Raw genomic sequence first — 26,052 nt, 5'->3', positions numbered from 1 at the left:
TCACTTCACTTCTTCAAGGCTTACGAGAGTCCGCCATGTACGAGCTGTCCCGGGTCCGCCTCTACTCGATCGGGCCGGCCGGTGCGCGCTACGCCGACACCGTGCTCGACCTGCGGGGAGTGGGCGGGATCGTGCCCGACCCCGCGCCCACGCAGGCGGAGTTCTTCGAGGAGGAGCCGGCCGGCCCGCCGCGCCGGCCCGCCCCCGCGGGCGTGCTCTTCCTGGAGAACGGCGGCGGCAAGTCGGTGCTGCTGAAGCTGATCTTCTCCGTGATGCTGCCCGGCCACCGCAACACCCTCGGCGGCGCCAGCTCCGGCGTGCTGCGCAAGTTCCTGCTCGCCGACGACTGCGGGCACGTCGCGCTGGAGTGGCAGCACGTGCTCACCGGCGAGTGCGTCGTCGTCGGCAAGGTCAGCGAGTGGCGCGGGCGGCAGGTCTCCAACGACCCGCGGAAGTTCGCCGAGGCCTGGTACTCCTTCCGCCCCGGGCCCGGACTGAGCCTCGACAACCTCCCCGTGGCGGAGGCCACCGCCGTACGGGCCCCGGTCGAGGGCCAGTCCAGTGCGCGCGGGCGGCGCCGCACCATGAAGGGCTTCCGGGACGCCCTCACGGAGGCGGGCAAGACGTACCCGTACCTGGAGGTCCACTGGGAGGAGATCCACGACCGCTGGATCGAGCACCTCGGCGACCTCGGCCTCGACCCCGAACTCTTCCGCTACCAGCGCGAGATGAACGCCGACGAAGGCGAGGCCGCCGGCCTCTTCGCGGTCAAGAAGGACGCCGACTTCACCGATCTGCTGCTGCGTGCCGTCACCGACACGCGCGACACCGACGGGCTCGCCGACCTGGTCAGCGGCTTCGGAAACAAGCTGGGCCGGCGCGCCGAGCTGATCGCCGAACGCGACTTCACCGCCGGGTCCGTCGACCTTCTCGGACGCATCGTGGAGGCCGCCGAGGCCCGCTCGCGCGCGCGTGACATCCACGCCGGAGCCGAGCGCCGTACCCGGACCCTGGCCCGCCGTCTCTCCGCACGCGGTGTACGGGAGCGCCTCCGGGCCGCCGACCTGGCCCAGCGCGTCACCGCCGCCGCGTACGCCGTCACGCACGCCGAGGCGGCCCGCGAGCACAGCGCACTGATCTCCGCCGAACTCGCCTACCGGCACGCCTCGCTGGCGCTCGCCGGAGCGGAGAAGTCCGCTGCCGCGCAGAAGCGCGAGCTCGCCGACGCCCGCACGCTGTACGCGGCCTGGCAGGCCGCCGAGGTCGTGCTGCGCCACCGCGCCGCCTCCGACCGCGTCACCCGTGTGTCCGCCGCGATCCAGGAGGCCGAGCGGGACGCCGCCCCGGCACTGGCCGCCCGCTCCAAGGCCGCCGTCGACCTCGTACGGGCCCTGCACGCTGCCGCGGAGAAGGCGGAGAGCCACGCGAACGAGGAGGAGGAGCGCTCCGCCGCCCTCCAGGAGGTCAGTGACGCGGCCTACCGCGACTCCACCGCCGCCGCCACACAGGCACAACGCGCCCGCAGCGAGATCGGTCACCTCAAGCAGCGCCTCGCCGAGGTCGAGCAGGAGACCGCCGAGGCGGTCCGGGCCGGCTGGCTCGACGACACCGCGCCCGACGCCGACCCGGCCCGGGCGGCCCTGGCCGCCAGCGACGCCGAGAAGTCCGCCGTCGCGGCCTGGGACGCGGCCCGCGAGGCGTCCCGCCGGGCAACGGAGCACGCCCGCGAGGCCGCTTCCACCGAGAACCGCGCCGAACTGACCGCGGCCCGTGCTGCCGACGCGGCGACAGCGGCCGAGCGGTCGTACGAGGCCGAGCGCCGCACCGCCCAGGCACTGGCGAGGGAGGAGCGGCTGGCGGAACTGCTCAGCCTGCCCCCGGAGCCCCGCCCGGGGATCCCGCAACCCCGCCACGGCACGGACAGCGAGCCGGTCGTGCCGTCGGCCCCCGGCGAGCAGGGACTCACCGCCGAAGAACTCGACCGCTTCGCCGACGCCCTGCGCGACCTGCTCGACGACACCGTCTCCTCAGCCGAGCGACAACTGTTCGAGCTGCGTACGGCCGCCGCCGACGACTCCCGGATCCTCGGCGCGCTCGGCGACGGCGGGCTGCTGCCGCCCGGCCCGGACGTGCTGGCCACGGTCGAGTTCCTCGGCGAGCACGGCATCCCCGCACTGCCCGGCTGGCGCTACCTCGCCCAGGCCGTCGACCCGGCCGACCACGCACGCGTGCTGGCCGCCCGTCCCGAACTCGTCGACGGCGTGATCATCACCGACCCGGACTCCCACGCCCGGGCCCGCGAGGCGCTGGGCGACGCCGCGCTGCTGCCCCGCTCCGCCGTGGCGGTCGGCACCGCCGCCGCCCTGCTCGCCCCGACCCCGGCACCGGACAGCGACAGCGGCGACGTGTTCCTCGTGCCGCCGAACCCCGCCATGCACGACGAGCACGCCGCTGACGAGGAGCGGCAAGCACTGCGCGCCCGGGCGACCGAGCGGGACGAGGAGATCCGCACCCTCGCCGCCCGGCTCGGCAAGGACCGCGAGCTGGCCGCCCGGCTCGCCTCCTGGCGCACCGGCTGCCCCACCGGCCGGCTCGCCGAACTGACCCAGGCGGCCCACGCCACCCGGACGTTCGCCGAGGAGTCGGAGGCCGAACTGGCCGAGGCCCGCACCGTGCGGGCCGAGGCCGACGAGGTCGCCGCCGAGGCCGCGCGCGTCCGGGACGAGCGCCAGGAAGCCGCCCAGAAGGCCCGCCGCTCCGCCGACGCCCTGGCCGGGCTCGCCTTCCGGCTGCGCGAGCGGGCCGGCTGGCAGGTCAAGCTGCGCGAACTGGCCGACGAGGCGGCCGAGTCCGAGGCGAGCGCCCAGGCCTGCCTGGAGCGGGCCCGGGCCGCCGACGAGGACCGTCGTGCCGCCCAGCGCGCCGCCGACGACACCCGCCGCACCGCCCGCGCGCTGCGCGCCGAGCGCTCCGAGATCGCCGGCGCCCCCGACGACGTGCCCGAGGACGACGCCCAGACCCCCAAGGCCTCCCTGCCCGCCCTCCGCGAGGCCTACCGGGCCGCATCACAGCTGTACGAGAAGGTCGGCGTCGGCGCCGACCTGCGGGCCGAGCAGGCCCGCGCCGAGAGCGACGAGAGCGCGGCCCGGGCGGAGCTGGACCGGCTGAGCAACAAGGTCCGTACGCGCGCAGAGCAACTCCTCGAATCCACCGACGGCTCCGACGGCCCAAGCCGCCAGGCCGCCGCCGCCCGCGCCGAGGAGCTCGTGCAGCTCCTGGAGACCCGGATGTCGACCGCGAGCGAGCAGCTCGGACGGCTGCGCGGCGAAGCCGAACGGCTCGCACCCGAGGACGGCGAAGCCCACACCGACCTCCCCGAGGACCTCCGGCCCCGTGACGCCGAACACGCGCAGACCCTGCTGCGCACCGCCACGGCCGAACTCGCCTCCCACACCGAGGCGCTCGACCGGGCCCGGGAGGCGCACACGGAACTCCTCGACGCCCACCGCGCGGCCGAGGGCGCGGCGAGCGGCTTCGACGAGATCGCCGCCATGCTCCGCGACCTGCTGCGCGAGCACACGACGGACGAGGAGCACGAAGAGCCCGAGCCCTACCCCGGCACCACGGACGAGGCCCGGCAGGCGGCCGCCGAAGCCCGCCGCTCCCTGCGCGGCTGCGCCGCCGACCTGTCCGCCGCCGAGTCCGCCGTGCGCGAGGCGAGCGACATCCTCGTCCGGCACGCCAACTCCACGCGCTACGAACAGGTCCGCACCCCCGCCCGCCAGCAGATTCGCGAACTGCCCGCCTCCGCGCTGCCCGAGCACGCCCAGAAGTGGGCGGACGCCTTCGCGCCCCGGCTCCGCGTCCTGACCGACGAACTGGAGCAGCTGGAGCGCAACCGCGACTCGATCGTGGACCGCCTGCGCGGCCTCGTCGAGTCGGCCCTGGCCACCCTGCGCTCCGCCCAGCGGCTCTCCCGGCTGCCGGAGGGCCTCGGCGAATGGTCCGGGCAGGAGTTCCTCCGCATCCGCTTCGAGGAGCCCGATCAGGCCACGCTCACCGAGCGGCTCGGCGAGGTCATCGACGAGGCGACCCGCGCCGCCGTCAAGAAGAACTCCGACATGCGCCGCGACGGCATGTCCCTGCTGCTGCGGGGCGTCGCCGCCGCCCTGCAGCCCAAGGGCGTCGCGGTCGAGATCCTCAAGCCGGACGCGGTGCTGCGCGCCGAACGGGTCCCCGTCGGGCAGATGGGCGACGTCTTCTCCGGCGGGCAGCTCCTCACCGCTGCCATCGCCCTCTACTGCACGATGGCCGCGCTCCGCTCGAACGACCGGGGCCGCGACAAGCACCGGCACGCCGGCACGCTCTTCCTCGACAACCCCATCGGCCGCGCCAACGCCACGTACCTGCTGGAACTCCAGCGGGCGGTGTCGGACGCCCTGGGCGTCCAGCTCCTGTACACCACGGGCCTGTTCGACACCACCGCGCTGGCCGAGTTCCCCCTGGTCATCCGCATGCGCAACGACGCCGACCTCAGGGCGGGCCTCAAGTACATCAGCGTCGAGGAACACCTCCGCCCGGGCCTGCCGCGTGAGGCTCCCGCCGGGGAAGCCGTGCACAGCGAGATCACGGCGACCAGGATGTTCAAACGCCCCGTTTCCTAGGCCCGAGAGGCCTCACCCTCGGGTCCCCCTTCTCGTACGGTTCTCCGTCAGCCGTCAGCCGTCAGCCGTCAGCCGTCAGCCGTCAGCCGTCAGCCGTCAGCCGTGAGGCGTGAGGCGGCCGTCGTCGCGGCGCCGGGAGTGGTGGCGGCCGCGGCCTCGGAGCGGTGCTCGGCGAGCACGCCCGTCCGGTGCCACCACGGGCCCTACGAGTGGGACAACTGGCCGGCTCCACCCCGGCTGCGTATCCGCCCCTGAGCCCGCTCGGCGGCCCGCTCCCGCCGCCGGGTCCGGCGCCGCTCGCGCCGCAGGGCCCGCGCCGTGCTGCTCGGCACGGACACCACCCCGTTGCGCTGGTTCCAGACCTGGCGCGTCACCCACACGTCGAGCGCACCCCAGGTGGCCGCGATCGTGCTGACCACACTGCTGATCACCATCGGGAACGCCAGCCAGGACCCCGCCATCGTGCACAGGAAGGCCACCATCGCCTGGATGAGCGTCACGGCTATGACAAGGACCGCCCGCACGGCCGCCGTCCGCACCGGATCCGGCAAGCGACGCCGACGTGCGGGCTCCTCGACCCACAGGGGCCGGTGGTACTTCTGCTCCTTGGCGCCGCGACCCACCCCGTGAGCCGGGCCCTCCGTCGCCCGTCCCGGGAGGCTCGCCATGCCCCCGGGACTGTCGCGATCGGTCGCCTCGGGATCGCGATGCCCCGTCAGCTGCGCCCCACCCGCCCTGGGCGCACCGCGCCGTTCCGCCGTGCCCATCACCGTGTCACTCCCCACCGCCAGCAGACCGCTCGCTCGCATCCGAAGACCCGTGCTCCCCAGTGGCTGCCCGGCTTGCGCTGTTTTACGCCGCCCAGGTGCGGGACGCGGCTCCTGTGGCCGATTCCGCCCCCGTCTCCCGTAAGGAAGGACGAACAACTCCGCACGAAGATTCCCGGAAACCGAAAATTTTCAGCCAACCGCCCTGACGGAATCCGGGGATTGGCCCACGTCACGACCACCGGTTTCGGGGAGACAACTCCCGCAATGCCCGGACAACTCGCCATGCCGCGTGGCTGGCGCGGAAGTTCAGGTTCGGGACCGGCTTTCGAGTTCCCTGTGGGTCGGTAGTAGGCTCGCGCCGTTTGTTGACGCACATGTGTACCCCGGGTAGCCGGGGGCCCGAGCTGGGGGAGGCCATGCGCTTTCGCGGGAAGTCCATCCGCCGGAAGATCGTGGCGCTGCTTCTCGTGCCGCTGGTGTCCCTGACCGCGATCTGGGCCTTCGCCACGGTGCTCACGGGACGTGAGGCGGGCGACCTGTTCAATGTGTCGTCCGTGGTGGAGAAGATCGGCTACCCCATCGAGGACACCGTTCGTGTCCTCCAGGAGGAACGCCGCCAGACCCTCGTCCACCTCGCCGACCCCCGGGCCTCCGACGGGCTTGCCGCACTCCGGCGCAGCCGGACCGCCACCGACAAGGCCGTCAGCAGCATCCGCGAGAACGCCCGCAACCCTGACGTGCGCGACGCCATGGGCGCGGACACCGACGAGCGACTGACCGCCGTTCTGGACGCCTTCGACGGCATCGAGTCGCTGCGCCGCAGCGTCGAGGACGGCACCGTCAACCGAACCCAGGCCCTCGACCTCTACAACCGGCTCGTCGACCCGTGCTACGTCCTCCTCGCCAACCTGCACGTGGTCGACAACGTCGAACTGGACAAGCAGTACCGCGCGCTGGTCAATCTCGCCCGCGCCCGCGAACTGCTCTCCCGCGAGGACGCCCTCCTCGGCTCCGCCCTGATCGTCGGCAGGATCTCCCGCTCCGAAGAGCGGGACATCTCCGATCTCGTGGCCCAGCGCACTCTGATGTACGACGTCAACCTGCCTCTGCTGCCGGTGGCGGAGCGGGACCGCTACCAGGGCTTCTGGAAGAACGCCTCCTCCGCCCCCCTGCGCGTGGCCGAGGAAGCCGCAGTCTCCTCCGGGGCCGGAACCCCCCGGGGTATCTCCGCCAAGAGCTGGGACAGCGCCGCCGGCAACGTGCTCGACGAGCTCGGCACCCTCAACGACCAGGCCAACGACCGTTACCAGGACCGCGTCCACCCCGTCGCCGTAGGCGTCATCGCCAAGGCGGTCGTCGCCGGCGCACTCGGCCTGATCGCGCTCCTGCTCTCCCTCTTCCTGTCCGTACGCGTCGGCCGCACCCTCATCCGCGATCTGCGGCAGCTGCGTCTGGAGGCCCACGAGGCGTCCGGAGTGCGCCTGCCCAGCGTCATGCGCCGCCTCTCCGCGGGCGAGCAGGTCGACATCGAGACCGAGGTCCCGCGCCTCGAATACGACAAGAACGAGATGGGCGAGGTGGGCCAGGCCCTCAACACCCTGCAGCGCGCCGCTGTCGAGGCCGCCGTCAAGCAGGCCGAGCTGCGCGCAGGCGTCTCCGAGGTCTTCGTCAACCTCGCGCGCCGCAGCCAGGTCCTGCTCCACAAGCAGCTCACCCTGCTCGACGCCATGGAACGCCGGACCGAGGACACCGAGGAACTCGCCGACCTGTTCCGCCTCGACCACCTGACCACCCGCATGCGCCGGCACGCCGAGGGCCTCGTGATCCTCTCCGGCGCCGCGCCCTCCCGGCAGTGGCGCAAGCCCGTTCAGCTCATGGACGTCGTGCGCGCCGCCGTCGCCGAGGTCGAGGACTACGAGCGCATCGAGGTCCGCCGCCTCCCGCGCATCGCCATCAGCGGCCCGGCCGTCGCGGACCTCACGCATCTCGTGGCCGAACTCCTGGAGAACGCCACGGTGTTCTCGCCGCCGCACACCGCCGTGCAGGTTCTCGGCGAGCGTGTCGCCAACGGCTTCACCCTGGAGATCCACGACCGGGGCCTCGGCATGGCTGCCGAAGCGCTGCTGGACGCCAACCTCCGGCTCGCCGAGACGCCGGAGTTCGAGTTGTCCGACACCGACCGGCTCGGCTTGTTCGTGGTCAGCCGACTCGCCCAGCGCCAGAACGTCCGGGTCTCCCTGCAGCCCTCCCCGTACGGCGGCACAACCGCGGTGGTCTTCATCCCCGACGCCCTGCTGACCGACGACGTCCCGGACACCAACGGCATAGGGTTCCGGCTCGACCGCCCCCAACTGGCCAAGGAGAGCGAGCCGCAGGACAGCCGCCGTGCCGCGCTGTCCCAGACCCCCGCACAGCGCACCGGTCTGCCCGCATCCCTGCTGGACGGCCCGGTCGAGCTGGAAGCCCCCGTCGACCTGGAGACCATCGGCGATTTCCCCGGCGCCATCCAGGACGAGGACAGTGAACACGGCGGTCTGTTCCGCCATCGCCATTCCCTCACCCGCGCCCCGGACGAGACGTCGGGCCGCCGCACCGACCCGCGCCGGCAAAGCGCCGATGCCCGCGGCGCGGCGGACCGGGCCGACGGCGACGAAGAGCTGAGTGCTCCGGTCCCGCTGTCCCGCCGCCACACCCCCAAGCTCGTCAGCTCGCACGGGCGCCCGGTCACCGAGCAGCGCCCCCGGCGAGGGAAGACGGACGAGGAGACCACCACGGCCACCGGCCGGCCGGAGTCCAGCCCGGCCTCCGCCCTCCCGCAACGCCGCCGGGGCGAGGAGCCCACGAGCGGCCGGGCCGCCGGCCGGCCGGGACCCGAGCAAGCGCCCGCCCTTCCGGCCCGGCGCCCCGGCGAGAGCTCCCCGACCGGCAGCCGACGCGGGGACGCCCTGCCGGACGCGCCGCCTCCGCTGCCGGCGCGCCGTCGCGGGACGGAACCCGCCCGCCGTGGCATCGGATCGGCCGGCCGCGACGAGGACCACACCGGATCCCCGGCCTCGTCCGGCAGCACCGCCGGTGACCGCTCCGAGCCGCCCGCCCTGCCCTGGCGGACCCGCCGCGCGGAGATCGCCTCCAGCGGCCCGGACGGACCGGACCACGGCTCCACTTCGGAGACCACCGGCGGGCCCTCACGCCACGGGACAGCCTCCGGCGCCGCGGCGCCGGAGACCGGCCCCGTACCACCGCCCGGCTCCGGCTCAGCGCCGTTGCCCCGGCGGGTCCGCCAGGCCAACCTGGCCCCGCAGCTGAAGCGGAGCTCGGAGCCGCGTACCGACGACAGGGCCGAGCCCGTCGAACGCGACGCCGAGGAAGTACGCAGCCGCATGGCATCGCTCCAGCGTGGCTGGCAGCGTGGCCGTGAGGAGAACGCCGAGGGCGATGCCGCCCACAGCGGCGCAGCACCACAAGGAACGACAGAGGGGGACGGTCGATGACCGCACCGAAGGCGACCGGCCACACCGCGACCAACAGGGGGGAGCTGAACTGGCTCCTCGACGACCTGGTGGACCGTGTCGCGAGCATCCGCAAGGCCCTCGTGCTCTCCGGCGACGGTTTGCCGACGGGCGTGTCCAAGGACCTGACCAGGGAGGACAGCGAGCACCTGGCCGCCGTCGCCTCCGGGTTCCACAGCCTCGCCAAGGGCGTGGGGCGCCACTTCGAGGCCGGCAACGTCCGCCAGACGGTTGTCGAGCTCGACGACGCCTTCCTCTTCGTGATGGCCGCCGGTGACGGCAGCTGCCTCGCCGTCCTCTCGGACGCCGACTCCGACGTCGGCCAGGTCGCTTATGAGATGACGCTTCTCGTCAAGCGGGTGGGCGTGCATCTGGCCGCCGCTCCACGCACCGATCTGCCCGCAGGCGGGTAGTGGGATGACATGAGCGCTGACGGTCAGGGAAGAAGCCACTGGTTCGACGACGATGCCGGACCGGTCGTCCGTCCGTACGCCATGACCCGCGGCCGCACCAGCAGCCAGGGCCAGCACCGCCTGGACCTGATCGCGGTCGTGGTCGCGGAGCCGCACGCGGACGATCCGGAAGCCGACCACATGCTGGCCCCGGAGCATGTGGACATCGTCGAACTGTGCCGCGACATCCCGCAGTCGGTCGCCGAACTCGCAGCGGAACTCGACCTGCCGATCGGGGTGGTACGGGTCCTCGTCGGGGATCTCGTGGACGCGGAATTCGTCCATGTGAACCGGCCCGTACCCCCTGCCGAGCTGCCGGACGAGAGTATTCTGCGCGACGTGATCAACGGCCTCCGGGCGCTGTGAGCAGCGCGGAAGCGGGGTACTGACGTGACTGGCTGGCAGTTCTGGGTGGACCGAGGCGGCACCTTCACCGACGTCGTCGCCCGGCACCCGGACGGCCGGCTGCTCACGCACAAGCTGCTCTCGGACAGCCCGGCACGCTACGCCGACGCAGCGGTCGAGGGCGTCCGCACCCTGCTGGCCGGCTCCGGCGATCCCGTCGACAGCGTGCGTATGGGGACCACCGTCGCCACCAACGCCCTCCTGGAGCGCAAGGGCGAGCGCACCCTGCTGCTCATCACCCGCGGCTTCCGCGACGCCCTGCGCATCGCCTACCAGAACCGCCCCAGCATCTTCGCCCGCCGTATCGACCTGCCCGAGCTGCTGTACGAGCGGGTCGTCGAGATCGACGAGCGCATCGCCGCCGACGGCACCGTCCTGCGCGCCCCCGACCCGGACGCCCTTGCCGGACCGCTGCAGGAGGCGTACGACGACGGGATCCGCGCCGTCGCGGTGGTGTGCATGCACAGTCACCTCCACCCGGCCCACGAACAGGCCGTCGGGGAGCTCGCCGCCCGCATCGGCTTTCCGCAGATCTCGCTCTCCAGCGAGGCCAGCCCCCTGATGAGACTCGTACCCCGCGGGGACACCGCCGTCGTCGACGCCTACCTCTCGCCCGTGCTGCGCCGCTACGTCCGGCAGGTCGCCGACGAGCTCGAAGGCGTGCGGCTGATGTTCATGCAGTCCCATGGCGGCCTCACCGAAGCAGGGCAGTTCCGCGGGAAGGACGCCATCCTGTCCGGGCCGGCCGGAGGCATCGTCGGCATGGCCCGCATGTCGCAGCTCGCCGGCTTCGACCGGGTCATCGGCTTCGACATGGGCGGGACCTCCACCGACGTCTCCCACTTCGCGGGCGCCTACGAGCGTGTCTTCACCAGCCAGGTCGCCGGTGTCCGGCTGCGCGCCCCCATGCTGGACATCCACACCGTCGCCGCCGGGGGCGGGTCGGTCCTGCACTTCGACGGCTCCCGCTACCGCGTGGGGCCGGACTCGGCGGGCGCGGAGCCGGGGCCCGCCTGCTACCGCGGCGGCGGACCGCTCGCCGTCACCGACGCCAACGTCATGCTCGGCCGGATCCAGCCCGCTCACTTCCCGAAGGTGTTCGGACCCGACGGCGACCAGCCCCTCGACGAGACACTCGTCCGGGACCGCTTCACCGCCCTCGCCCGCGAGATCGGCGAGCAGACCGGCGACGACCGCACGCCCGAACAGGTCGCCGAGGGCTACCTGCAGATCGCGGTGGCCAACATCGCCTCCGCCGTGAAGCGGATCTCCGTCCAGAAGGGCCACGACGTCACCCGCTACGCCCTCACCACCTTCGGAGGGGCCGGCGGCCAGCACGCCTGCATGGTCGCCGACTCCCTCGGCATCCGCACCGTCCTCGTGCCTCCCATGGCCGGGGTCCTGTCCGCACTCGGCATCGGTCTCGCCGACACCACCGCCATGCGTGAGCAGTCCGTCGAGGCACCCCTGGCACCGGCCTCGATGCCCGGCGTCCTCAGAACCGCCGAAGACCTGGAAGCGGCGGCGCGCGCCGAGCTCCTCGCCGAGGACGTTCCCCAGGAGCACATCGAGGTCACCCGCCGCGCGGAACTCCGCTACGACGGCACCGACACGACCCTCACCGTGGAACTGACCGAGCCCGACGCGATGCGACGCGCCTTCGAAGAACGTCATCGCGCCACGTACTCCTTCACGCTCGACCGCCCGATCGTCGTCGAAGCCCTCTCCGTCGAAGCCACCGGCATCACCGAACCCCCCGATCTGTCCGCTCTCGCGCCCCGCGCGGCCACTGCCGACGGCAGCCCCGGCCGCGGCTCCGCGGCGCCGGGGACCGTCCGCCTCCACACCGGCGGCGCCTGGCGCGACGTGCCCCTCCACCGCCGGGAGGACCTTCCCCCCGGCGACACGGTCACCGGCCCGGCGATCATCGCCGAAGCCGGGTCGACGACCGTCGTCGACGACGGCTGGCGGGCCGCGGCGACCGACGACGGGCATCTGGTCATGGAACGCGCCGCGATTACACAGAGTTCCGACCTCGACACGAAAGTCGACCCGGTTCTGCTTGAGGTCTTCAACAACCTGTTCATGTCGATCGCCGAGCAGATGGGCGCCCGCCTCGAATCCACCGCCCAGTCCGTCAACATCAAGGAGCGCCTGGATTTCTCCTGCGCCCTCTTCGATCCGGACGGAAACCTGGTGGCCAACGCCCCGCACATCCCCGTCCACCTGGGCTCGATGGGCACCAGCGTCAAGGAGGTCATCCGGCGGCGCGGCACCCGCATGCGCCCCGGCGACACCTACGCCGTCAACGACCCGTACCACGGCGGCACCCACCTGCCCGACGTCACCGTGATCACGCCGGTCTTCGACGCCCCACCGCCGATCGGCACGGAGAGTGACGCGGAAGGACGGGCGGGGAGCGAACCGGAGATCCTCTTCTACGTCGCCTCGCGCGGCCACCACGCCGAGATCGGCGGTGTCGCCCCCGGCTCTATGCCCGCGGGCAGCCGCACCATCGAGGAGGAGGGCGTCCTCTTCGACAACTGGCTCCTCGCCGAGAACGGTCGCTTCCGCGAGGACGAGACCCTCCGCCTCCTCACCGAGGCGCCCTACCCCTCCCGCAACCCGAAGACCAACCTCGCCGACCTGCGCGCCCAGATCGCCGCCAACCACAAGGGCGTCGACGAGGTCGGCCGCATGATCGAGGACTACGGCCTCGACGTCGTCCAGGCCTACATGAGGCATGTCCAGGACAACGCCGAAGAGGCCGTGCGCCGCGTCATCGGCGCCCTCGACGACGGCGACTACGCCTACGAGACCGACTCGGGCGCGGTCATCCGCGTGGCCGTGCGCGTGGACCGCCGGAACCGGTCCGCGACCATCGACTTCACCGGCACGTCCGCGCAACTGCCCACCAACTTCAATGCCCCCTTCTCGGTCGTCAACGCCGCCGTCCTCTACGTCTTCCGCACCCTCGTCGCCGACGACATCCCTCTCAACGACGGCTGTCTGCGCCCCCTGCGCATCGTCGTCCCGCCCGGCTGCCTGCTCGCACCCGAGCCGCCCGCTGCCGTGGTCGCCGGGAACGTCGAAACCTCCCAGGCCGTCACCGGAGCCCTCTACGCGGCGCTCGGCGTCCAGGCCGAGGGCTCCGGGACCATGAACAACGTCACCTTCGGCAACGAACAGCACCAGTACTACGAAACCGTGGCCTCGGGCTCCGGCGCGGGCGACGGCTTCCCCGGCGCACCCGTCGTCCAGACCCACATGACCAACTCCCGCCTCACCGACCCCGAGGTCCTGGAGTGGCGACTGCCCGTGCGTCTTGAGGAGTTCGCCGTCCGGCGCGGCAGCGGCGGTGCCGGACGGTGGCACGGCGGGGACGGCGCGGTACGCCGCATCCGCTTCCTCGAACCCATGACCGTGTCCACCCTGTCCCAGCACCGCCGGGTCCCGCCGTACGGCATGGCGGGCGGCGAGCCGGGAGCGCTCGGCGCCAACCGGGTGGAGCACGCCGACGGCACGGTGACCGCGCTCGCCGGCAGCGACTCCGCGGACCTCGTCACCGGCGACGTACTCGTCATCGAAACCCCGGGCGGCGGAGGCTACGGCCCGCCGTCGCCCGACACCCATCAAGCAGGAGAAGAGATCGATGATCTTCGGGCGTTCTGAGCGCGGCAAGCCCCCGGTCGAGCCCGTCACGCTCAAGATCCTGGTGGCCGGCGGCTTCGGAGTGGGCAAGACCACGCTCGTCGGCGCGGTCAGCGAGATCAGGCCGCTGCGCACCGAGGAGCTGCTCACCGAGGCGGGGCGACCGGTGGACGACACCAGTGGTGTGGAGGGCAAGCACACCACGACCGTGGCCATGGACTTCGGCCGTATCACCCTCCGCGAGGACCTCGTGCTGTACCTCTTCGGCACACCCGGCCAGGAGCGGTTCTGGTTCATGTGGGACGAGCTCTCCGAAGGAGCACTCGGTGCCGTGGTCCTCGCCGACACCCGCCGCCTGGAGGACTGCTTCGCCGCCGTCGACTACTTCGAACGGCGCTCCATCCCCTTCCTCGTCGGCGTCAACTGCTTCGAGGGCGCTCCCCGCTACCCGACCGAGGACGTCCGCCAGGCCCTCGACCTGGACGAGGGAGTCCCGGTCCTCATGACCGACGCCCGCGACCGCGAGTCGGTCAAGGAGGCACTCATCGGGGTCGTCCAGCACGCCATGGCGTACGCGGCCGACCGCCGCGAGGCCGTCACCGGCTGACGCCGCCCGGTCGGCGGGGGTGCGCGGCCCATACCCCCGCCGACCGGGGGGACGGGCCGCCGTCGGAAACGACGCTGCACGCGCGCGTGGTCAGCTGTCGCCCTCCTCCCAGCCGAAGCTCTTCTCAACGGCCTTGCGCCAGTTGTGGTACTCGCGGTCCCGCACCGACGCCTCCATGTCCGGAGTCCACTCGACGTCCTTCTTCCAGTGCGCCTTGAGCTCGTCCAAGTCGTTCCACACACCGGTGGCCAGACCGGCCGCGTACGCGGCACCCAGGCAGGTCGTCTCGGAGATCTTGGGCCGTACCACCGGGACGTCGAGCACGTCTGCCTGATGCTGCATGAGCAGGTTGTTCTTCGTCATGCCGCCGTCGACCTTCAGGGTGGTGATGTGCACCCCGGAGTCCTGGTACATGGCGTCCACGACCTCACGGGTCTGCCAGCTCGTCGCCTCCAGCACCGCGCGCGCGAGGTGCGCCTTCGTGACGTACCGGGTCAGGCCGGTGACCACGCCACGTGCGTCGGATCGCCAGTACGGCGCGAACAGGCCGGAGAACGCCGGAACGATGTACGCGCCGCCGTTGTCCTCCACGCTCGCGGCGAGGGGCTCGATCTCGTCGGCCGTTCGGATGATGCCGAGCTGGTCCCGGAACCACTGCACCAGCGCGCCCGTGATGGCGATCGCGCCCTCCAGGCAGTAGACCGGTGCCTCGGTGCCGATCTTGTACCCCATCGTCGTCAGCAGTCCGCTCTTCGACGGCACTGGGCGGTCGCCCGTGTTGAGCAGCAGGAAACTGCCCGTGCCGTACGTGTTCTTGGCGGTGCCCACGTCATAGCAGGCCTGCCCGAACACGGCCGCCTGCTGGTCGCCCAGCGCGGAGGCCACGGGCACACCGGCGAGCTGGCCGACGGCGGTGCCGTACACCTCGGAGGAGGAGCGGATCTCGGGCAGCATGGCCTCGGGGATGTTCATGGCCGAGAGGATCGAGGAGTCCCACTGGAGGGTCTCCAGGTTCATCAGCATGGTGCGTCCGGCGTTGGTCACGTCGGTGACGTGCTGCCCGCCGTCCGTGCCGCCGGTGAGGTTCCAGATCAGCCAGGAGTCCATCGTGCCGAAGGCGATCTCGCCGCGTTCGGCACGCGCCCGGAGGTCGGGCACGTTGTCGAGCAGCCAGGCCGCCTTGGGCCCCGAGAAGTAGGTGGCCAGCGGCAGACCCGTCTGCTCACGGAAGCGGTCCTGCCCGTCCGTGGCACCCAGCTGATTGCACAGCGCCGCCGTCCGCGTGTCCTGCCAGACGATGGCGTTGTGCACCGGCTTGCCCGTGGAGCGGTCCCACAGGAGGGTCGTCTCGCGCTGGTTGGTGATCCCCATCGCGCTCAGCTGGTCGGCCCTCAGGCCGGCCTTGGCGATCGCCCCTGCCACAACCGCCTGCACCTTGGACCAGATCTCGGTGGCGTCGTGCTCCACCCAGCCGGGCTTCGGGAAGATCTGGCGGTGCTCGCGCTGGTCCACGGCGACGATCGCGCCGTCCTGGTCGAAGACGATGCAGCGGCTCGACGTGGTGCCCTGGTCGATCGCGGCGACGTACTTCTCGGCGTTGTCCGTCATGGCTACCCCTTGATCGCTTGGTCAGAAGGCTGCGTTGTAGATGAGCGCCCCGAGAATTCCGCCGACGGCGGGTCCTATCACCGGGACCCAGGAGTACCCCCAGTCCGAGGTGCCCTTGTTCGGGATCGGCAGGAACTGGTGCACGATGCGCGGACCGAGGTCGCGTGCCGGGTTGATCGCGTAACCGGTCGGCCCACCGAGCGAGAGTCCGATGCCGACGACCAGCAGGGACACCAGCAGGATCGAAATGCCGGAACCATAGATTCCGGCCGCTTCTCCCGGGACCGGGCCGATGCCGACCCCTTGGACGACCCGGTCGTCACCCACCAGGGCGAGGATCGGCAGTACCAGGGCGATGGTCGCGAGGATCTCCGTCATCAGGTTGGCGACCGGGTTCCGGATCTCCGGGATGGTGGAGAAGATGCCCAGCGTCGGAACGGGCTCGTCCGCGGTGCCTTCCGTAGTACCCGTCTTCCGTACGTTGGCCTGGAACTGGGCGAAGTAGACCAGGTACGCGAGGACGGCGCCGAGCATCGCGCCCACGATCTGTCCCAGCAGGTAGATCCCGACCTTGTCCCATACGCCTGTGTCGACGGCCAGGCCCAGTGTGACGGCGGGGTTGATGTGGCCACCCGACAGCGGGGCGGCCGTGTACGCGCCGGCCAGGACGCCGAAACCCCAGCCGAACGCGATGACGATCCAGCCCGAAGCCCGGGCCTTCGAGAACCTCAGCGTGACGGCGGCGCACACACCGGCGCCGAAAAGGATCAGGATCGCCGTGCCGATCAACTCACCGACGAAGATGTCTCCGTTACTCATGGCGGCTCCTAGGCCGTGGCCGGGGACGATCCGCCCCGGACCTCACATGAAGGCTGCGTTCCCATGGCCACCTCAGCCGAAGGCGTGAGATCCCGCGCCCCGCCCGGCATCCGTGACGAGCGTGCCGTCGCAGCCGAATCGCCCGTGGGAGGTGGGCCTTGGCGCAGGCGCATCCACGCGCCGCAGTGCCGGAATACGCCGCGTATGTACGGCGATGTCGACTGACACCGGAAGTGTTCACCGGCACCCGAAGTGCGTCAAGGTCGCCGACCGCAACGGTTGACGGCCATCCGACGGTCGCCGGGCTCGCGCCTGGCCGACGGGCCGGTTGCTCGGCCATGGCGGCGCCCGGTGGGGTCGTTGTTCACATGTGTTCCGGACCCGCGCGGGCCTGGGTGAGCCGCGCGAGGCTTGGCTGATGGTGTCCGGCCTCCGCCGGGCTCCGCCTGGGGGCGAAAGCCCAGCCGCACCTGACTCCTCGCTTGCTAGTGTCCAGGATTCACCTGACCTGGCGGTTTCTCAACCGCAGGAGTTACGCGGGGCCGTGGCCGCCTCGGAAGGCCCCGGGCAGGCCGGGTGCCGGTCGCCCCGGGCAGTCCGGGCGGGCGAGTGTCTCCGGCCCCGCGACATGGCCGGTCGTCAGCTTCCCCGTGTCCAGGATGTCGATGACCAGCGCTCGCCGAGCAGCCTGCTCGCTGCGCCCGCTCCGTGATCGGCTACAGTCCGCCGCGTGTCCGAGAATCAGTACTCCGCTTCCAACTCCGCGCCGAACTCCCATTGTTCGAGCTGCGGCGCACCCTACGGAGAGGGCGTCACCGGCTGGCCCCGCACCTGCCCGGCGTGCGGGGCCGTGGCCTACCGCAATCCGCTCCCGGTCGCGGTGGCCCTCCAGCCCGTGTACGACACCCAGGGCACCGCCCTGGTCGTCATCACCCGAACCATCGCCCCCGCGCGCGGGGGGATCGCCCTGCCCGGTGGGTACATCGACGACCGGGAGGACTGGCGGCAGGCCGTCATACGCGAACTCAGGGAGGAAACCGGCATCGACGCGGCCGGGCGTGACGTACGGCTCGCCGACGCGATGAGCTCACCCGACGGGCACCTGCTGCTGTTCGGCCTCCTCCCTGAGCGGCCCGCCGAGGGCCTGCCCTCCTCCACCGCCACGGACGAGACAGCGGGGTGGCACCTCCTGCGCAGGCCCGAGGAACTCGTCTTCCCCCTGCACACCCTGGCCGTACGGGCCTGGTTCGAGGGCCGGTACATCTGAGCTCACAGCTCCCCCGCCCCGCGGACGCGCACCGGGTAGGGCGGCGCGCCCCCACCGCCCTCACCCTCCCGCTCCACGACCACCCGCGAGCCCATCCACCGAGCGGTGTAGCGCTCGATCTCCGGCTCGTCCCACCCGTCGCCGCCGTCCGGCACGACCAGCCCGCCCCCGGTCCGCCCCCGGGCGGGCGCCCACACCTCCAGTTCCAGCCCACCGTCCTCACCGCGTACCGGAAGCACGGCCCCCGCGCGCGCCAACACCGGGATGCGCGCCAGGGGCGCGTCGAGAAGCACCTGCCCCGGCCCCTCGTACGCCTGCCCTGTCGTGGTGTCGTACCAGCGCCCCCGCGGCAACTGCACCGCACGCCGGTCGGCGCCCGGGTCCAGCACCGGCGCCACCAGCAGGCTGTCACCCAGCAGAAAGGCGTCCTGACACTCCCGTAGCGCCCGCTCCTCCGGCGCCGTCCACCACAGAGGCCGCACATAGGGCGCTCCCGTACGCCGTGCCAGATGCGCCAGCGTCACGAAGTACGGCAGCAGCCGCCGGCGTTCGACGAGCGCCACGCGTGCGTGCTCCAGCACTTCGCCGCCGAACTCCCACGGCTCCCTGCGCCCCGCCCGCAGACTCGCGTGCGTACGGAAGAGCGGCAGATAAGCACCCAGCTGGAACCACCGCAGATACAGCTCGGGGGACGGATCCCCGTCGAAGCCCCCGACGTCGGGCCCCGAGTACGGAACACCGCACAGCCCGAGCCCCATCACCAGGGCCAAAGAGGCCCGCAGCCCCGGCCAGCCGGTGGCCACGTCCCCCGACCACGTCCCTCCGTAGCGCTGCATGCCGGCCCATCCGGAGCGGGAGAACAGAAACGGCCGCTCCTCGGGAGCGAGCTTCCGCAGCCCTTCGAAGGCCGCCCTGGCCATGCACAGCGCGTACACGTTGTGCGCCTCGCGATGGTCACCGCCCCGCCCCTCCAGGGAGTGCCGGGCCGACCGCGGCAGTGTCGACTCACCGAAGGCGGTGAACGACGTGGGCTCGTTCAGGTCGTGCCAGAAGCCCGAGAAGCCCTGAGCGAGCCGCTCCTCGTAGAGCCCGCCCCACCACTCCCGCACGCGCGCGTGCGTGAAATCGGGAAACACCGCTTCCCCGGACCATGCGACACCTTCCACCACGTCCCCCGAGGCACCCCTGACGAACGCGTCCTCGGCAGCCCCGCCGTCGTACACCGCATGGCCGGGCAGGGCCTTCACAGCAGGGTCGACGATGGACACGAGCCTGACGCCGTCCCGCCGGAGCTCCTCGGCCAGGACGGGCAGCTTCGGAAAGCGGTCCTGGTCGACGGTGAAGACCTGATGCGCCTCCAGGTGGTCGATGTCCAGGTGTACGGCGTCCAGCGGCAGACCGTGTTCCAGGTACCCCGTGACGATCCGCCGCACCTCCTGCTCGCTGCCGAACCCCCACCGCGCGTGATGGTGCCCGAGCGCCCACGCGGGCGGCAGCGCGGGCGCCCCGGTGAGCGACGCCCAGGCGAGCAGCACGCGCGCGGGAGTGCCCACCATCACCCAGCAACGCAGCGGACCACCGTCCATCCGCAGTTCGCTCGTCCCGGCGAGGTCGTGCCCGGATCCCGCGCCCTCCTCACCCTCCCGCAGCGTCACCGTGCCGTCCCACGAGCTGTCGTGGAACGCCAGATGCGTACCCCCGTCGGACACCACCAGCTGCGCCGGCATCGTGATGTACAGCGGGTCGTCCCCAGGAGCGAAGGCGCGGCCGGGATCGGTGTTCCACAGCCGGTACGTCCCGTCCGGCAGCCGAGGGCCCGAGGCGCGTCCCCCGAGTCCGAAGAACCGCGCGTCGGCGCCCACCTCCGACCGCTGCATCCACCGCGCCGGGCCGCCGCCGACCGGCTCCCACCACCGCGGCGGCAGATCACGCCGCAAGGTCACACCACCCGGAGTAAGCACTTCCACCGCACCGTGCCGCGAGACCACCACCGTCACCCGCTCGGCCACCACACGCCAGCCGCCGTCCTTGTCCGGCTCCAGCACCGCCCGTGGATCGGGCTCCGGGCAACGGCCGGCCAGCGCGTACGACGGCTCGGGCTCCGCCCCGTCCCAGCCCCAGAACACGGCCCCGTTCACGGCGACCAGAATCCGCAGCTCCGACCGGCTGAACCGGACGACACCGCCCCCCGGCCCCGGCTCCGCGTCCTCCACCGGCCCGGGCACTCGCGCACGCTCGGCCCCCCGCACCGGCAGCCAGGTGGCGTCGGCCCGGCGCCTGCGCCACGCTGCTCGTACGGTACGCATGCCCTGAGCCGCCCCCACCGAAGCCACCGCTCTCACCGAACGCACCAGGTCACGACCGTTCATGCTGTTCACCCTGCCACTGACCGCCCCGCACACGTGTGTCGTTCAACTGCCGTTCACCAGTGCCAGGGCCACATCTTCACGACACGGACTATGTGGGACGCACCCTGGTATCGAAGTCGATCACATGGCATTGTCCGTGCCAGCCGCTCACGCGCACACCCCAGCCCGTGCGCGGAGGACGCACACGACGCGCACAGTCCGGGAGCCGACCATGTCGACCGACAGTTTCCAGCCGCTCTGGCAGCCCGACCCCGGGCGCATCGCCCGGGCACGGATCACCAGATTCCAGGCCTGGGCCGCCGAACACCACGGCGCCCCCGCCGAAGGCGGCTACGCGGCCTTGCAGCGCTGGTCCGTCGACGACCTGGACACCTTCTGGAAAGCCGTCACCGAGTGGTTCGACGTCCGCTTCTCGCACCCCTACGCGCGCGTACTGGGCGACCGCTCGATGCCGGGCGCCCAGTGGTTCCCCGAAGCGACCCTCAACTACGCCGAACACGCCCTGCGCGCGGCCGACACCCGCGCCGACGAACCAGCCCTCCTGCACGTCGACGAGACACACGAGCCACGCCCCGTCACCTGGGCCGAGCTGCGCCGCCAGGTCGGCTCCCTCGCCGCCGAGCTGCGTGCCCTCGGAGTACACCCCGGCGACCGCGTCAGCGGCTACCTCCCGAACGTCCCGCAGGCGGTGGTCGCCCTCCTCGCCACAGCCGCCGTCGGCGCGGTCTGGACGTCCTGCGCGCCCGACTTCGGCGCCCGCAGTGTCCTCGATCGCTTCCAGCAGGTCGAACCGGTCGTGCTTTTCACGGTCGACGGCTACCGCTACGGCGGCAAGGAGCACGACCGACGCGAGGCCGTCGCCGAACTGCGCCGCGAACTGCCCACCCTGCGCGCAGTGATCCACATCCCGCTCCTCGGCAACGAGGCACCGCAGGGAGCCCTGGAGTGGTCGGCCCTGACCTCGGCCGACACCGACCCCGTCTTCGAGCAGGTGCCCTTCGACCACCCTCTGTGGGTGCTCTACTCCTCCGGCACGACCGGACTGCCCAAGGCCATCGTCCAGTCCCAGGGCGGCATCCTGGTCGAGCACCTCAAGCAACTCGGCCTGCACTGCGATCTCGGCCCCGAGGACCGCTTCTTCTGGTACACCTCGACCGGCTGGATGATGTGGAACTTCCTCGTCTCCGGCCTGCTCACCGGCACGACGATCGTCCTCTACGACGGCAGCCCCGGCTACCCCGACACAGGCGCCCAGTGGCGGATCGCCGAACGCACGAAGGCCACCCTCTACGGCACCTCCGCCGCCTACGTGATGGCCTGCCGCAAGGCGGGCGTGCACCCGTCCCGCGACTTCGACCTCTCTTCGGTCCAATGCGTCGCCACCACCGGCTCGCCCCTGCCGCCCGACGGCTTCCGATGGCTCCACGACGAGGTCCGCGACGACCTGTGGATCGCCTCCGTCAGCGGCGGCACCGACGTGTGCTCCTGCTTCGCCGGAGCCGTACCGACCCTCCCGGTCCACGTCGGCGAGCTCCAGGCTCCTTGCCTCGGCACCGACCTCCAGTCCTGGGACCCCAGCGGCAGCCCCCTCACCGACGAGGTCGGCGAACTCGTCGTCACCAACCCCATGCCGTCGATGCCCATCCACTTCTGGAACGACCCCGACGGCAGCCGCTACCACGACAGCTACTTCGACACGTACCCAGGCGTGTGGCGGCACGGCGACTGGATCACTGTCACCTCCCGCGGATCCGTCGTCATCCACGGCCGCTCCGACTCCACGCTCAACCGCCAGGGCGTCCGCATGGGATCCGCCGACATCTACGAAGCCGTCGAGCGGCTCCCCGAAATCAGGGAGTCCCTCGTCATCGGCATCGAGCAGCCCGACGGCGGCTACTGGATGCCCCTCTTCGTGCACCTGGCCCCCGGAGCCGTCCTGGACGAGGCCCTGCTGAACCGCATCAAGCAGACGATCCGCGAGCAACTGTCTCCGCGCCACGTCCCCGACGAGATCATCGAAGTACCCGGCGTCCCGCACACCCTCACCGGCAAGCGCATCGAGGTCCCTGTCAAGCGCCTCCTCCAGGGCACCCCGCTGCAGAAGGCGGTCAACCCGGGCTCCATCGACAACCTCGACCTGCTGACCTTCTACGAGGACCTGGCCCGCAAGCGCGCCTGACCTCGAGCACCCCCGTCACACAACTCCCCGTCACCGGCGCTCGGGGCGCCGGTCAGACGGCCATACCCGCTGTGACCTGCCCATTCCGGACTCAGGTGAGCAAGCGATGGCCGGGAGGCAGGCCATTGTCAGTGTCGGCGGTTACTGTGAGTGAGCATTGATCGACCGTGCACAGGGGGAACAATGGCACACACCGCCAACCGGACCATGCGACGCGTCCTGCACCGCGAAATCGCCGGCACCATCGGCCTGCTGACCGACGAACACGACTTCCGGGCCATGCGGCGCTACCGCAGCTTCACCTTCGCCGACCACGCGACCTACCTGAAACAGGTGGAGGCCCTCCTCAGGGCCCGCGCCCTGCAGGGCAGCCACACCACGGTGGCCCTCTTCGACCCCGAGGAGTATGCCGAGTTCTGCACACACAAGGGCCTGGACCCCGACCACCCATCGAGCCGCACACACTTCACCGCACAGATCGCGGCCACAGGCCCGACCCTTCCCTACGACGGCCGTCCGCTGGCCGACCTGCTCCCGGCCCTCGTCGACGAAGCCGTACGGCAGGCCACTTGGGAGTACGCGACCACGCTCCTCGCCCGCCTGGGCGCCTGCGCCTCCTGCGGCGAGGACATCGGACGAGCCGCCTTCACCCGAGCCGCGGGCCTCGTCGTCCGCATCCTCGACACAGCCCCACCCGGCGACCGCCACCTCGTCTGCAGCGTCACCGGACCGCCCGAAACCCTCACCGCCGCCCTCCACATCACCGACGACGGCACCGCCCTGGAACTGAACGAAACAGAAGCCCTCGAGTTCACCTCGATCCTGGCCCTCGGCCTGGCCACCGAGAGCCCCGGAGGACTCGTCATCCGCACCAGCGCCCCGGACACACCCGACCGCGTCTACGGCTGGCGCATGCGCGCATACAGCCTCGAACCCCTCACCGCAGGAGAAGTCTTCGACGCCTACTGCACCGACGTCGAATCAGGAGACCTGATCTCCCCGGAATCCAACGTCGACTACTGCGCACCGCCCGACCTCGGGGAGGAGAAACCCACCCCAGGGCACCAGCACTGAAACGCCGGGAGGGGCGCCCCACCTCAGTGGAGCGCCCCTCCCGGGAAACGTCGTCGCAGGCCCGGCCTACTCGCCCGACAGCACCGCCTGCGCGGCGCTGCGCGCGTCCTCAGCGCTGTCCGTCGCACGCGCCGCCGCAGCAGCCCGCTCGCACTGCGCCAGCGTGTACTTGGCCAGCGTCGCCCTTACATAGGGAATCGACGCGGCCCCCATCGAGAGCGAGGTGACGCCCAGACCGGTCAGCACACACGCGAGCAGCGGGTCGGACGCGGCCTCACCGCAGACACCACAGCTCTTGCCCTCGGCCTTCGCCGCCTCGGCGGACAGCTCCACCAGGTCGAGCAGAGCGGGCTGCCACGGATCCTGCAGACGGGACACCGCGCCCACCTGACGGTCGGCGGCGAAGGTGTACTGAGCGAGGTCGTTCGTCCCCAGCGACAGGAACTCGACCTCCTGCAGGATCGAGCGGGCTCGCAGCGCGGCCGACGGAATCTCGACCATCGCGCCGAACTTCGCCCGCAGCCCAGCCGCCCGGCAGGCGTCGGCGAATGCCCGGGCGTCCGTACGGTCCGCCACCATGGGGGCCATGACCTCGAGGTAGACGGGCAACCCCTCCGCGGCCTTGGCGAGCGCGGTCAGCTGGGTACGCAGGACCTCCGGGTGGTCGAGGAGCGTCCGCAGACCCCGCACGCCGAGCGCCGGGTTCGGCTCGTCGGACGGCGTGAGGAATTCGAGCGGCTTGTCCGCGCCCGCGTCCAGCACCCGCACCACGACACGCCCCTCGGGGAACGCCTCGAGCACCTGCCGATACGCAGAGACCTGCTTCTCCTCGGACGGCGCCTGCTTGCTGTCGTCCAGGAACAGGAACTCGGTACGGAAGAGGCCCACCCCCTCGGCGCCGGCCTCGACGGCGGCCGCCACATCAGCGGGGCCACCGATGTTCGCGAGCAGCGGCACCTTGTGACCGTCCGCGGTGGCACCGGGCCCGGTAGACGCAGCCAACGCAGCCTTGCGCTTGGCGGCCGCGGCCTCGAGCCGAGCCTTCTTGTCGTCGCTCGGGTCCACGAAGATCTCTCCCGTGCTGCCGTCGACGGCGATCATCGTGCCTTCGGCGAGCTCCCCGGCACCCGGCAGCGCCACCACGGCCGGCACACCGAGGGCCCGGGCAAGAATCGCACTGTGGCTGGTGGGACCGCCCTCCTCCGTGACGAAGCCGAGCACCAGAGTCGGGTCCAGCAGCGCGGTGTCGGCCGGAGCAAGGTCACGGGCGACCAGGACGTAGGGCTCGTCGCTGTCGGGGACGCCCGGCATGGGCACCCCCAGCAGACGCGCGACGATACGATTCCGCACGTCGTCGAGGTCGGCCACGCGTCCAGCCAGGTACTCACCGGCCCCCGCCAGCAGCTCGCGGTAGGAGGCGAAGGCGTCGTACACCCCGCGCTCCGCCGTGCTGCCGACGGCGATCCGCCGCTCCACATCGGCCATCAACTCGGGGTCCTGAGCCATCATGGCCTGTGCCTCGAGTACCGCCTGGGCTTCACCGCCGGCCAGGTTGCCGCGCGCCATCAGGTCAGCCGCCACCGCCTCCACGGCCTTGCGGGCGCGCCCCTGCTCACGCTCCGCCTCTTCCGCGGGGATCTGCTTCGCGGGCGGCTCGAGCACCGCCGTTCCCATGTGCCGAACTTCGCCGATGGCCACACCGTGGCTCACCCCGACGCCTCGCAGCGTTGTCTCCATTTCACCCGTCTCCGATAGAGCGGCGGGCCCCGCCGCCGCGGTGGTTGTCGTACACGCCGTCTCATAGGACGGCACTGACGTCACTTCCAGAGGAAGAGACTGTCGCCGGCCTTCACTTCACCGTCGATGCGAAGATCGGAGAGAGCTTCAGCCGTGGCCTCCAGGGCCACGACCGGGCAGGTCGCGGACTTGCCGGCGGCCTCGACGGCAGCCGGATCCCAGCGCACGACACCCTGACCGCGCCGGACGGTGTCGCCCTTGTTCACGAGCAACTCGAAACCCTCGCCGTTGAGCTGCACAGTGTCGATACCTAGGTGGGTGAGCACGCCGTGTCCGCTTTCGTCGACGACGACGAACGCGTGCGGATGCAGGGAGACGATGACGCCGTCCACGGGCGAGACGGCCTCGGAAGGCTCACGTACGGGGTCGATCGCTGTGCCCGGGCCGACCATGGCCCCGGAGAAGACGGGATCCGGCACGGCTGCCAGTCCGATGGCGCGTCCTGCGAGCGGGGACGTCACGGTGGTCATGGGAAACCTCCCAGGGGTGGAGATCGATATGGCCGTCCCTGTAGGTACCGGGCGGCACACTGTTCAGCAGCGTATGTCACCTGAAGTGCCGGTTCCGCGGGAGCAGCTCGAAGTGGTCTAGACCATACCTCAAATCGATTTGCACCGGCTCCGAGGCCGCGTGTACAGTCGTACTCCTGCTTGGGGCTGAACGACGTGGTTTCGCGTCTTGGCCGAGCAGCAACCAACTTGTCAGATCCTATCTTCGGGTCACTTTCTGCATGCCTGCAGGAGGGTGGTCAGGGGGCCGGAAAAACCCTGATAGAGTTTGGAACATCGAAGGGAAGCGCCCGGAGGAAAGCCCGAGAGGGTGAGTACAAAGGAAGCGACCGTTCCTTGAGAACTCAACAGCGTGCCAAAAGTCAACGCCAG

General features: G+C 71.5%; 15 protein-coding genes. 9 read left to right on the top strand and 6 right to left on the bottom strand.

What is annotated here, in order from left to right; all coding sequences use genetic code 11:
* The first annotated feature begins 35 nt into the window (after window positions 1-35).
* The gene (locus tag ACFY9S_RS29270; RefSeq protein ID WP_391133944.1) at window positions 36-4,664 is read left to right on the top strand and encodes a hypothetical protein; all 4,629 of its coding nucleotides are present in this window, start codon (window positions 36-38) and stop codon (window positions 4,662-4,664) included.
* Between the two features lie 203 nt (window positions 4,665-4,867).
* On the opposite strand, the gene ACFY9S_RS29265 is transcribed toward ACFY9S_RS29270, so the two are convergent.
* The gene (locus ACFY9S_RS29265) at window positions 4,868-5,473 is read right to left on the bottom strand and encodes a hypothetical protein (RefSeq protein ID WP_391133941.1); all 606 of its coding nucleotides are present in this window, start codon (window positions 5,471-5,473) and stop codon (window positions 4,868-4,870) included.
* A gap of 377 nt (window positions 5,474-5,850) precedes the next feature.
* Between ACFY9S_RS29265 and ACFY9S_RS29260 the strand changes: the two genes are divergently transcribed.
* The 5 genes from ACFY9S_RS29260 to ACFY9S_RS29240 are packed head-to-tail and all read left to right on the top strand — an operon-like array spanning window position 5,851 to window position 14,058.
* Window positions 5,851-8,925, top strand: a complete 3,075-nt coding sequence (locus ACFY9S_RS29260) for a nitrate- and nitrite sensing domain-containing protein (RefSeq protein ID WP_391133938.1) — start codon at window positions 5,851-5,853, stop codon at window positions 8,923-8,925.
* A complete protein-coding gene (locus ACFY9S_RS29255) occupies window positions 8,922-9,356 on the top strand; it encodes a roadblock/LC7 domain-containing protein (protein ID WP_391133935.1) in 435 nt (144 codons plus the stop codon). Before ACFY9S_RS29260 ends, ACFY9S_RS29255 begins: the two co-directional genes overlap by 4 nt.
* A gap of 9 nt (window positions 9,357-9,365) precedes the next feature.
* Window positions 9,366-9,761 carry a DUF742 domain-containing protein gene (locus tag ACFY9S_RS29250; protein ID WP_102910027.1) on the top strand — a complete coding sequence of 132 codons (396 nt, stop codon included), beginning with the start codon at window positions 9,366-9,368 and terminating at the stop codon, window positions 9,759-9,761.
* Between the two features lie 24 nt (window positions 9,762-9,785).
* Window positions 9,786-13,472, top strand: coding sequence for a hydantoinase B/oxoprolinase family protein (locus tag ACFY9S_RS29245; protein WP_391133931.1), 3,687 nt, complete (start codon window positions 9,786-9,788; stop codon window positions 13,470-13,472).
* Window positions 13,453-14,058, top strand: coding sequence for an ATP/GTP-binding protein (locus ACFY9S_RS29240; RefSeq protein WP_102910029.1), 606 nt, complete (start codon window positions 13,453-13,455; stop codon window positions 14,056-14,058). The genes ACFY9S_RS29245 and ACFY9S_RS29240 overlap by 20 nt, the downstream gene beginning before the upstream one ends.
* Before the next feature lie 90 nt (window positions 14,059-14,148).
* Here the strand turns inward: ACFY9S_RS29240 and glpK are convergent, their stop codons facing one another.
* Window positions 14,149-15,666: a glycerol kinase GlpK gene (gene glpK, locus ACFY9S_RS29235; RefSeq protein ID WP_391133928.1), complete on the bottom strand. Its 1,518-nt coding sequence runs from the start codon at window positions 15,664-15,666 to the stop codon at window positions 14,149-14,151.
* A gap of 21 nt (window positions 15,667-15,687) precedes the next feature.
* A complete protein-coding gene (locus ACFY9S_RS29230; RefSeq protein ID WP_391133925.1) occupies window positions 15,688-16,485 on the bottom strand; it encodes an aquaporin in 798 nt (265 codons plus the stop codon).
* Window positions 16,486-17,215: 730 nt separating this feature from the next.
* On the opposite strand from ACFY9S_RS29230, the gene ACFY9S_RS29225 reads away from it, so the two are divergent.
* Complete coding sequence (locus ACFY9S_RS29225; protein WP_391133922.1) at window positions 17,216-17,752, top strand: NUDIX domain-containing protein; 537 nt, start codon at window positions 17,216-17,218, stop codon at window positions 17,750-17,752.
* A gap of 2 nt (window positions 17,753-17,754) precedes the next feature.
* Here ACFY9S_RS29225 and ACFY9S_RS29220 read toward each other — a convergent pair whose 3' ends face one another.
* Complete coding sequence (locus ACFY9S_RS29220; protein ID WP_391133919.1) at window positions 17,755-20,121, bottom strand: TIM-barrel domain-containing protein; 2,367 nt, start codon at window positions 20,119-20,121, stop codon at window positions 17,755-17,757.
* Between the two features lie 211 nt (window positions 20,122-20,332).
* On the opposite strand from ACFY9S_RS29220, the gene ACFY9S_RS29215 reads away from it, so the two are divergent.
* Together ACFY9S_RS29215 and ACFY9S_RS29210 are read left to right on the top strand one after the other, a co-directional pair.
* Window positions 20,333-22,300, top strand: a complete 1,968-nt coding sequence (locus ACFY9S_RS29215) for an acetoacetate--CoA ligase (protein WP_391133916.1) — start codon at window positions 20,333-20,335, stop codon at window positions 22,298-22,300.
* A 183-nt stretch (window positions 22,301-22,483) separates the two neighbouring features.
* Window positions 22,484-23,374 carry a hypothetical protein gene (locus ACFY9S_RS29210; RefSeq protein WP_391133913.1) on the top strand — a complete coding sequence of 297 codons (891 nt, stop codon included), beginning with the start codon at window positions 22,484-22,486 and terminating at the stop codon, window positions 23,372-23,374.
* Between the two features lie 66 nt (window positions 23,375-23,440).
* Here the strand turns inward: ACFY9S_RS29210 and ptsP are convergent, their stop codons facing one another.
* A complete protein-coding gene (ptsP, locus tag ACFY9S_RS29205; protein WP_391134372.1) occupies window positions 23,441-25,111 on the bottom strand; it encodes a phosphoenolpyruvate--protein phosphotransferase in 1,671 nt (556 codons plus the stop codon).
* Between the two features lie 80 nt (window positions 25,112-25,191).
* On the bottom strand, window positions 25,192-25,641 hold the full coding sequence (locus ACFY9S_RS29200; protein WP_391133909.1) for a glucose PTS transporter subunit IIA: 450 nt from the start codon (window positions 25,639-25,641) through the stop codon (window positions 25,192-25,194).
* Between the last annotated feature and the right edge of the window lie 411 nt (window positions 25,642-26,052).

The sequence above is a fragment of the Streptomyces sp. NPDC012474 genome (genome assembly GCF_042955185.1).
Classification (GTDB): Bacteria; Actinomycetota; Actinomycetes; order Streptomycetales; family Streptomycetaceae; genus Streptomyces; species Streptomyces cahuitamycinicus.
This window is presented reverse-complemented; position numbering and strand designations above follow the sequence as displayed.

Excerpts from the sequence above, each read along its gene's own strand:
- ACFY9S_RS29260 (WP_391133938.1), top strand. The coding sequence starts at position 5,851 with ATGCGCTTTCGCGGGAAGTCCATCCGCCGGAAGATCGTGGCGCTGCTT.
- ACFY9S_RS29200 (WP_391133909.1), bottom strand. The coding sequence starts at position 25,641 with ATGACCACCGTGACGTCCCCGCTCGCAGGACGCGCCATCGGACTGGCA.
- ACFY9S_RS29255 (WP_391133935.1), top strand. The coding sequence starts at position 8,922 with ATGACCGCACCGAAGGCGACCGGCCACACCGCGACCAACAGGGGGGAG.
- ACFY9S_RS29265 (WP_391133941.1), bottom strand. The coding sequence starts at position 5,473 with ATGCGAGCGAGCGGTCTGCTGGCGGTGGGGAGTGACACGGTGATGGGC.
- ptsP (WP_391134372.1), bottom strand. The coding sequence starts at position 25,111 with ATGGAGACAACGCTGCGAGGCGTCGGGGTGAGCCACGGTGTGGCCATC.
- ACFY9S_RS29240 (WP_102910029.1), top strand. The coding sequence starts at position 13,453 with ATGATCTTCGGGCGTTCTGAGCGCGGCAAGCCCCCGGTCGAGCCCGTC.
- ACFY9S_RS29210 (WP_391133913.1), top strand. The coding sequence starts at position 22,484 with ATGGCACACACCGCCAACCGGACCATGCGACGCGTCCTGCACCGCGAA.
- ACFY9S_RS29220 (WP_391133919.1), bottom strand. The coding sequence starts at position 20,121 with ATGAACGGTCGTGACCTGGTGCGTTCGGTGAGAGCGGTGGCTTCGGTG.
- glpK (WP_391133928.1), bottom strand. The coding sequence starts at position 15,666 with ATGACGGACAACGCCGAGAAGTACGTCGCCGCGATCGACCAGGGCACC.
- ACFY9S_RS29250 (WP_102910027.1), top strand. The coding sequence starts at position 9,366 with ATGAGCGCTGACGGTCAGGGAAGAAGCCACTGGTTCGACGACGATGCC.
- ACFY9S_RS29230 (WP_391133925.1), bottom strand. The coding sequence starts at position 16,485 with ATGAGTAACGGAGACATCTTCGTCGGTGAGTTGATCGGCACGGCGATC.
- ACFY9S_RS29215 (WP_391133916.1), top strand. The coding sequence starts at position 20,333 with ATGTCGACCGACAGTTTCCAGCCGCTCTGGCAGCCCGACCCCGGGCGC.
- ACFY9S_RS29270 (WP_391133944.1), top strand. The coding sequence starts at position 36 with ATGTACGAGCTGTCCCGGGTCCGCCTCTACTCGATCGGGCCGGCCGGT.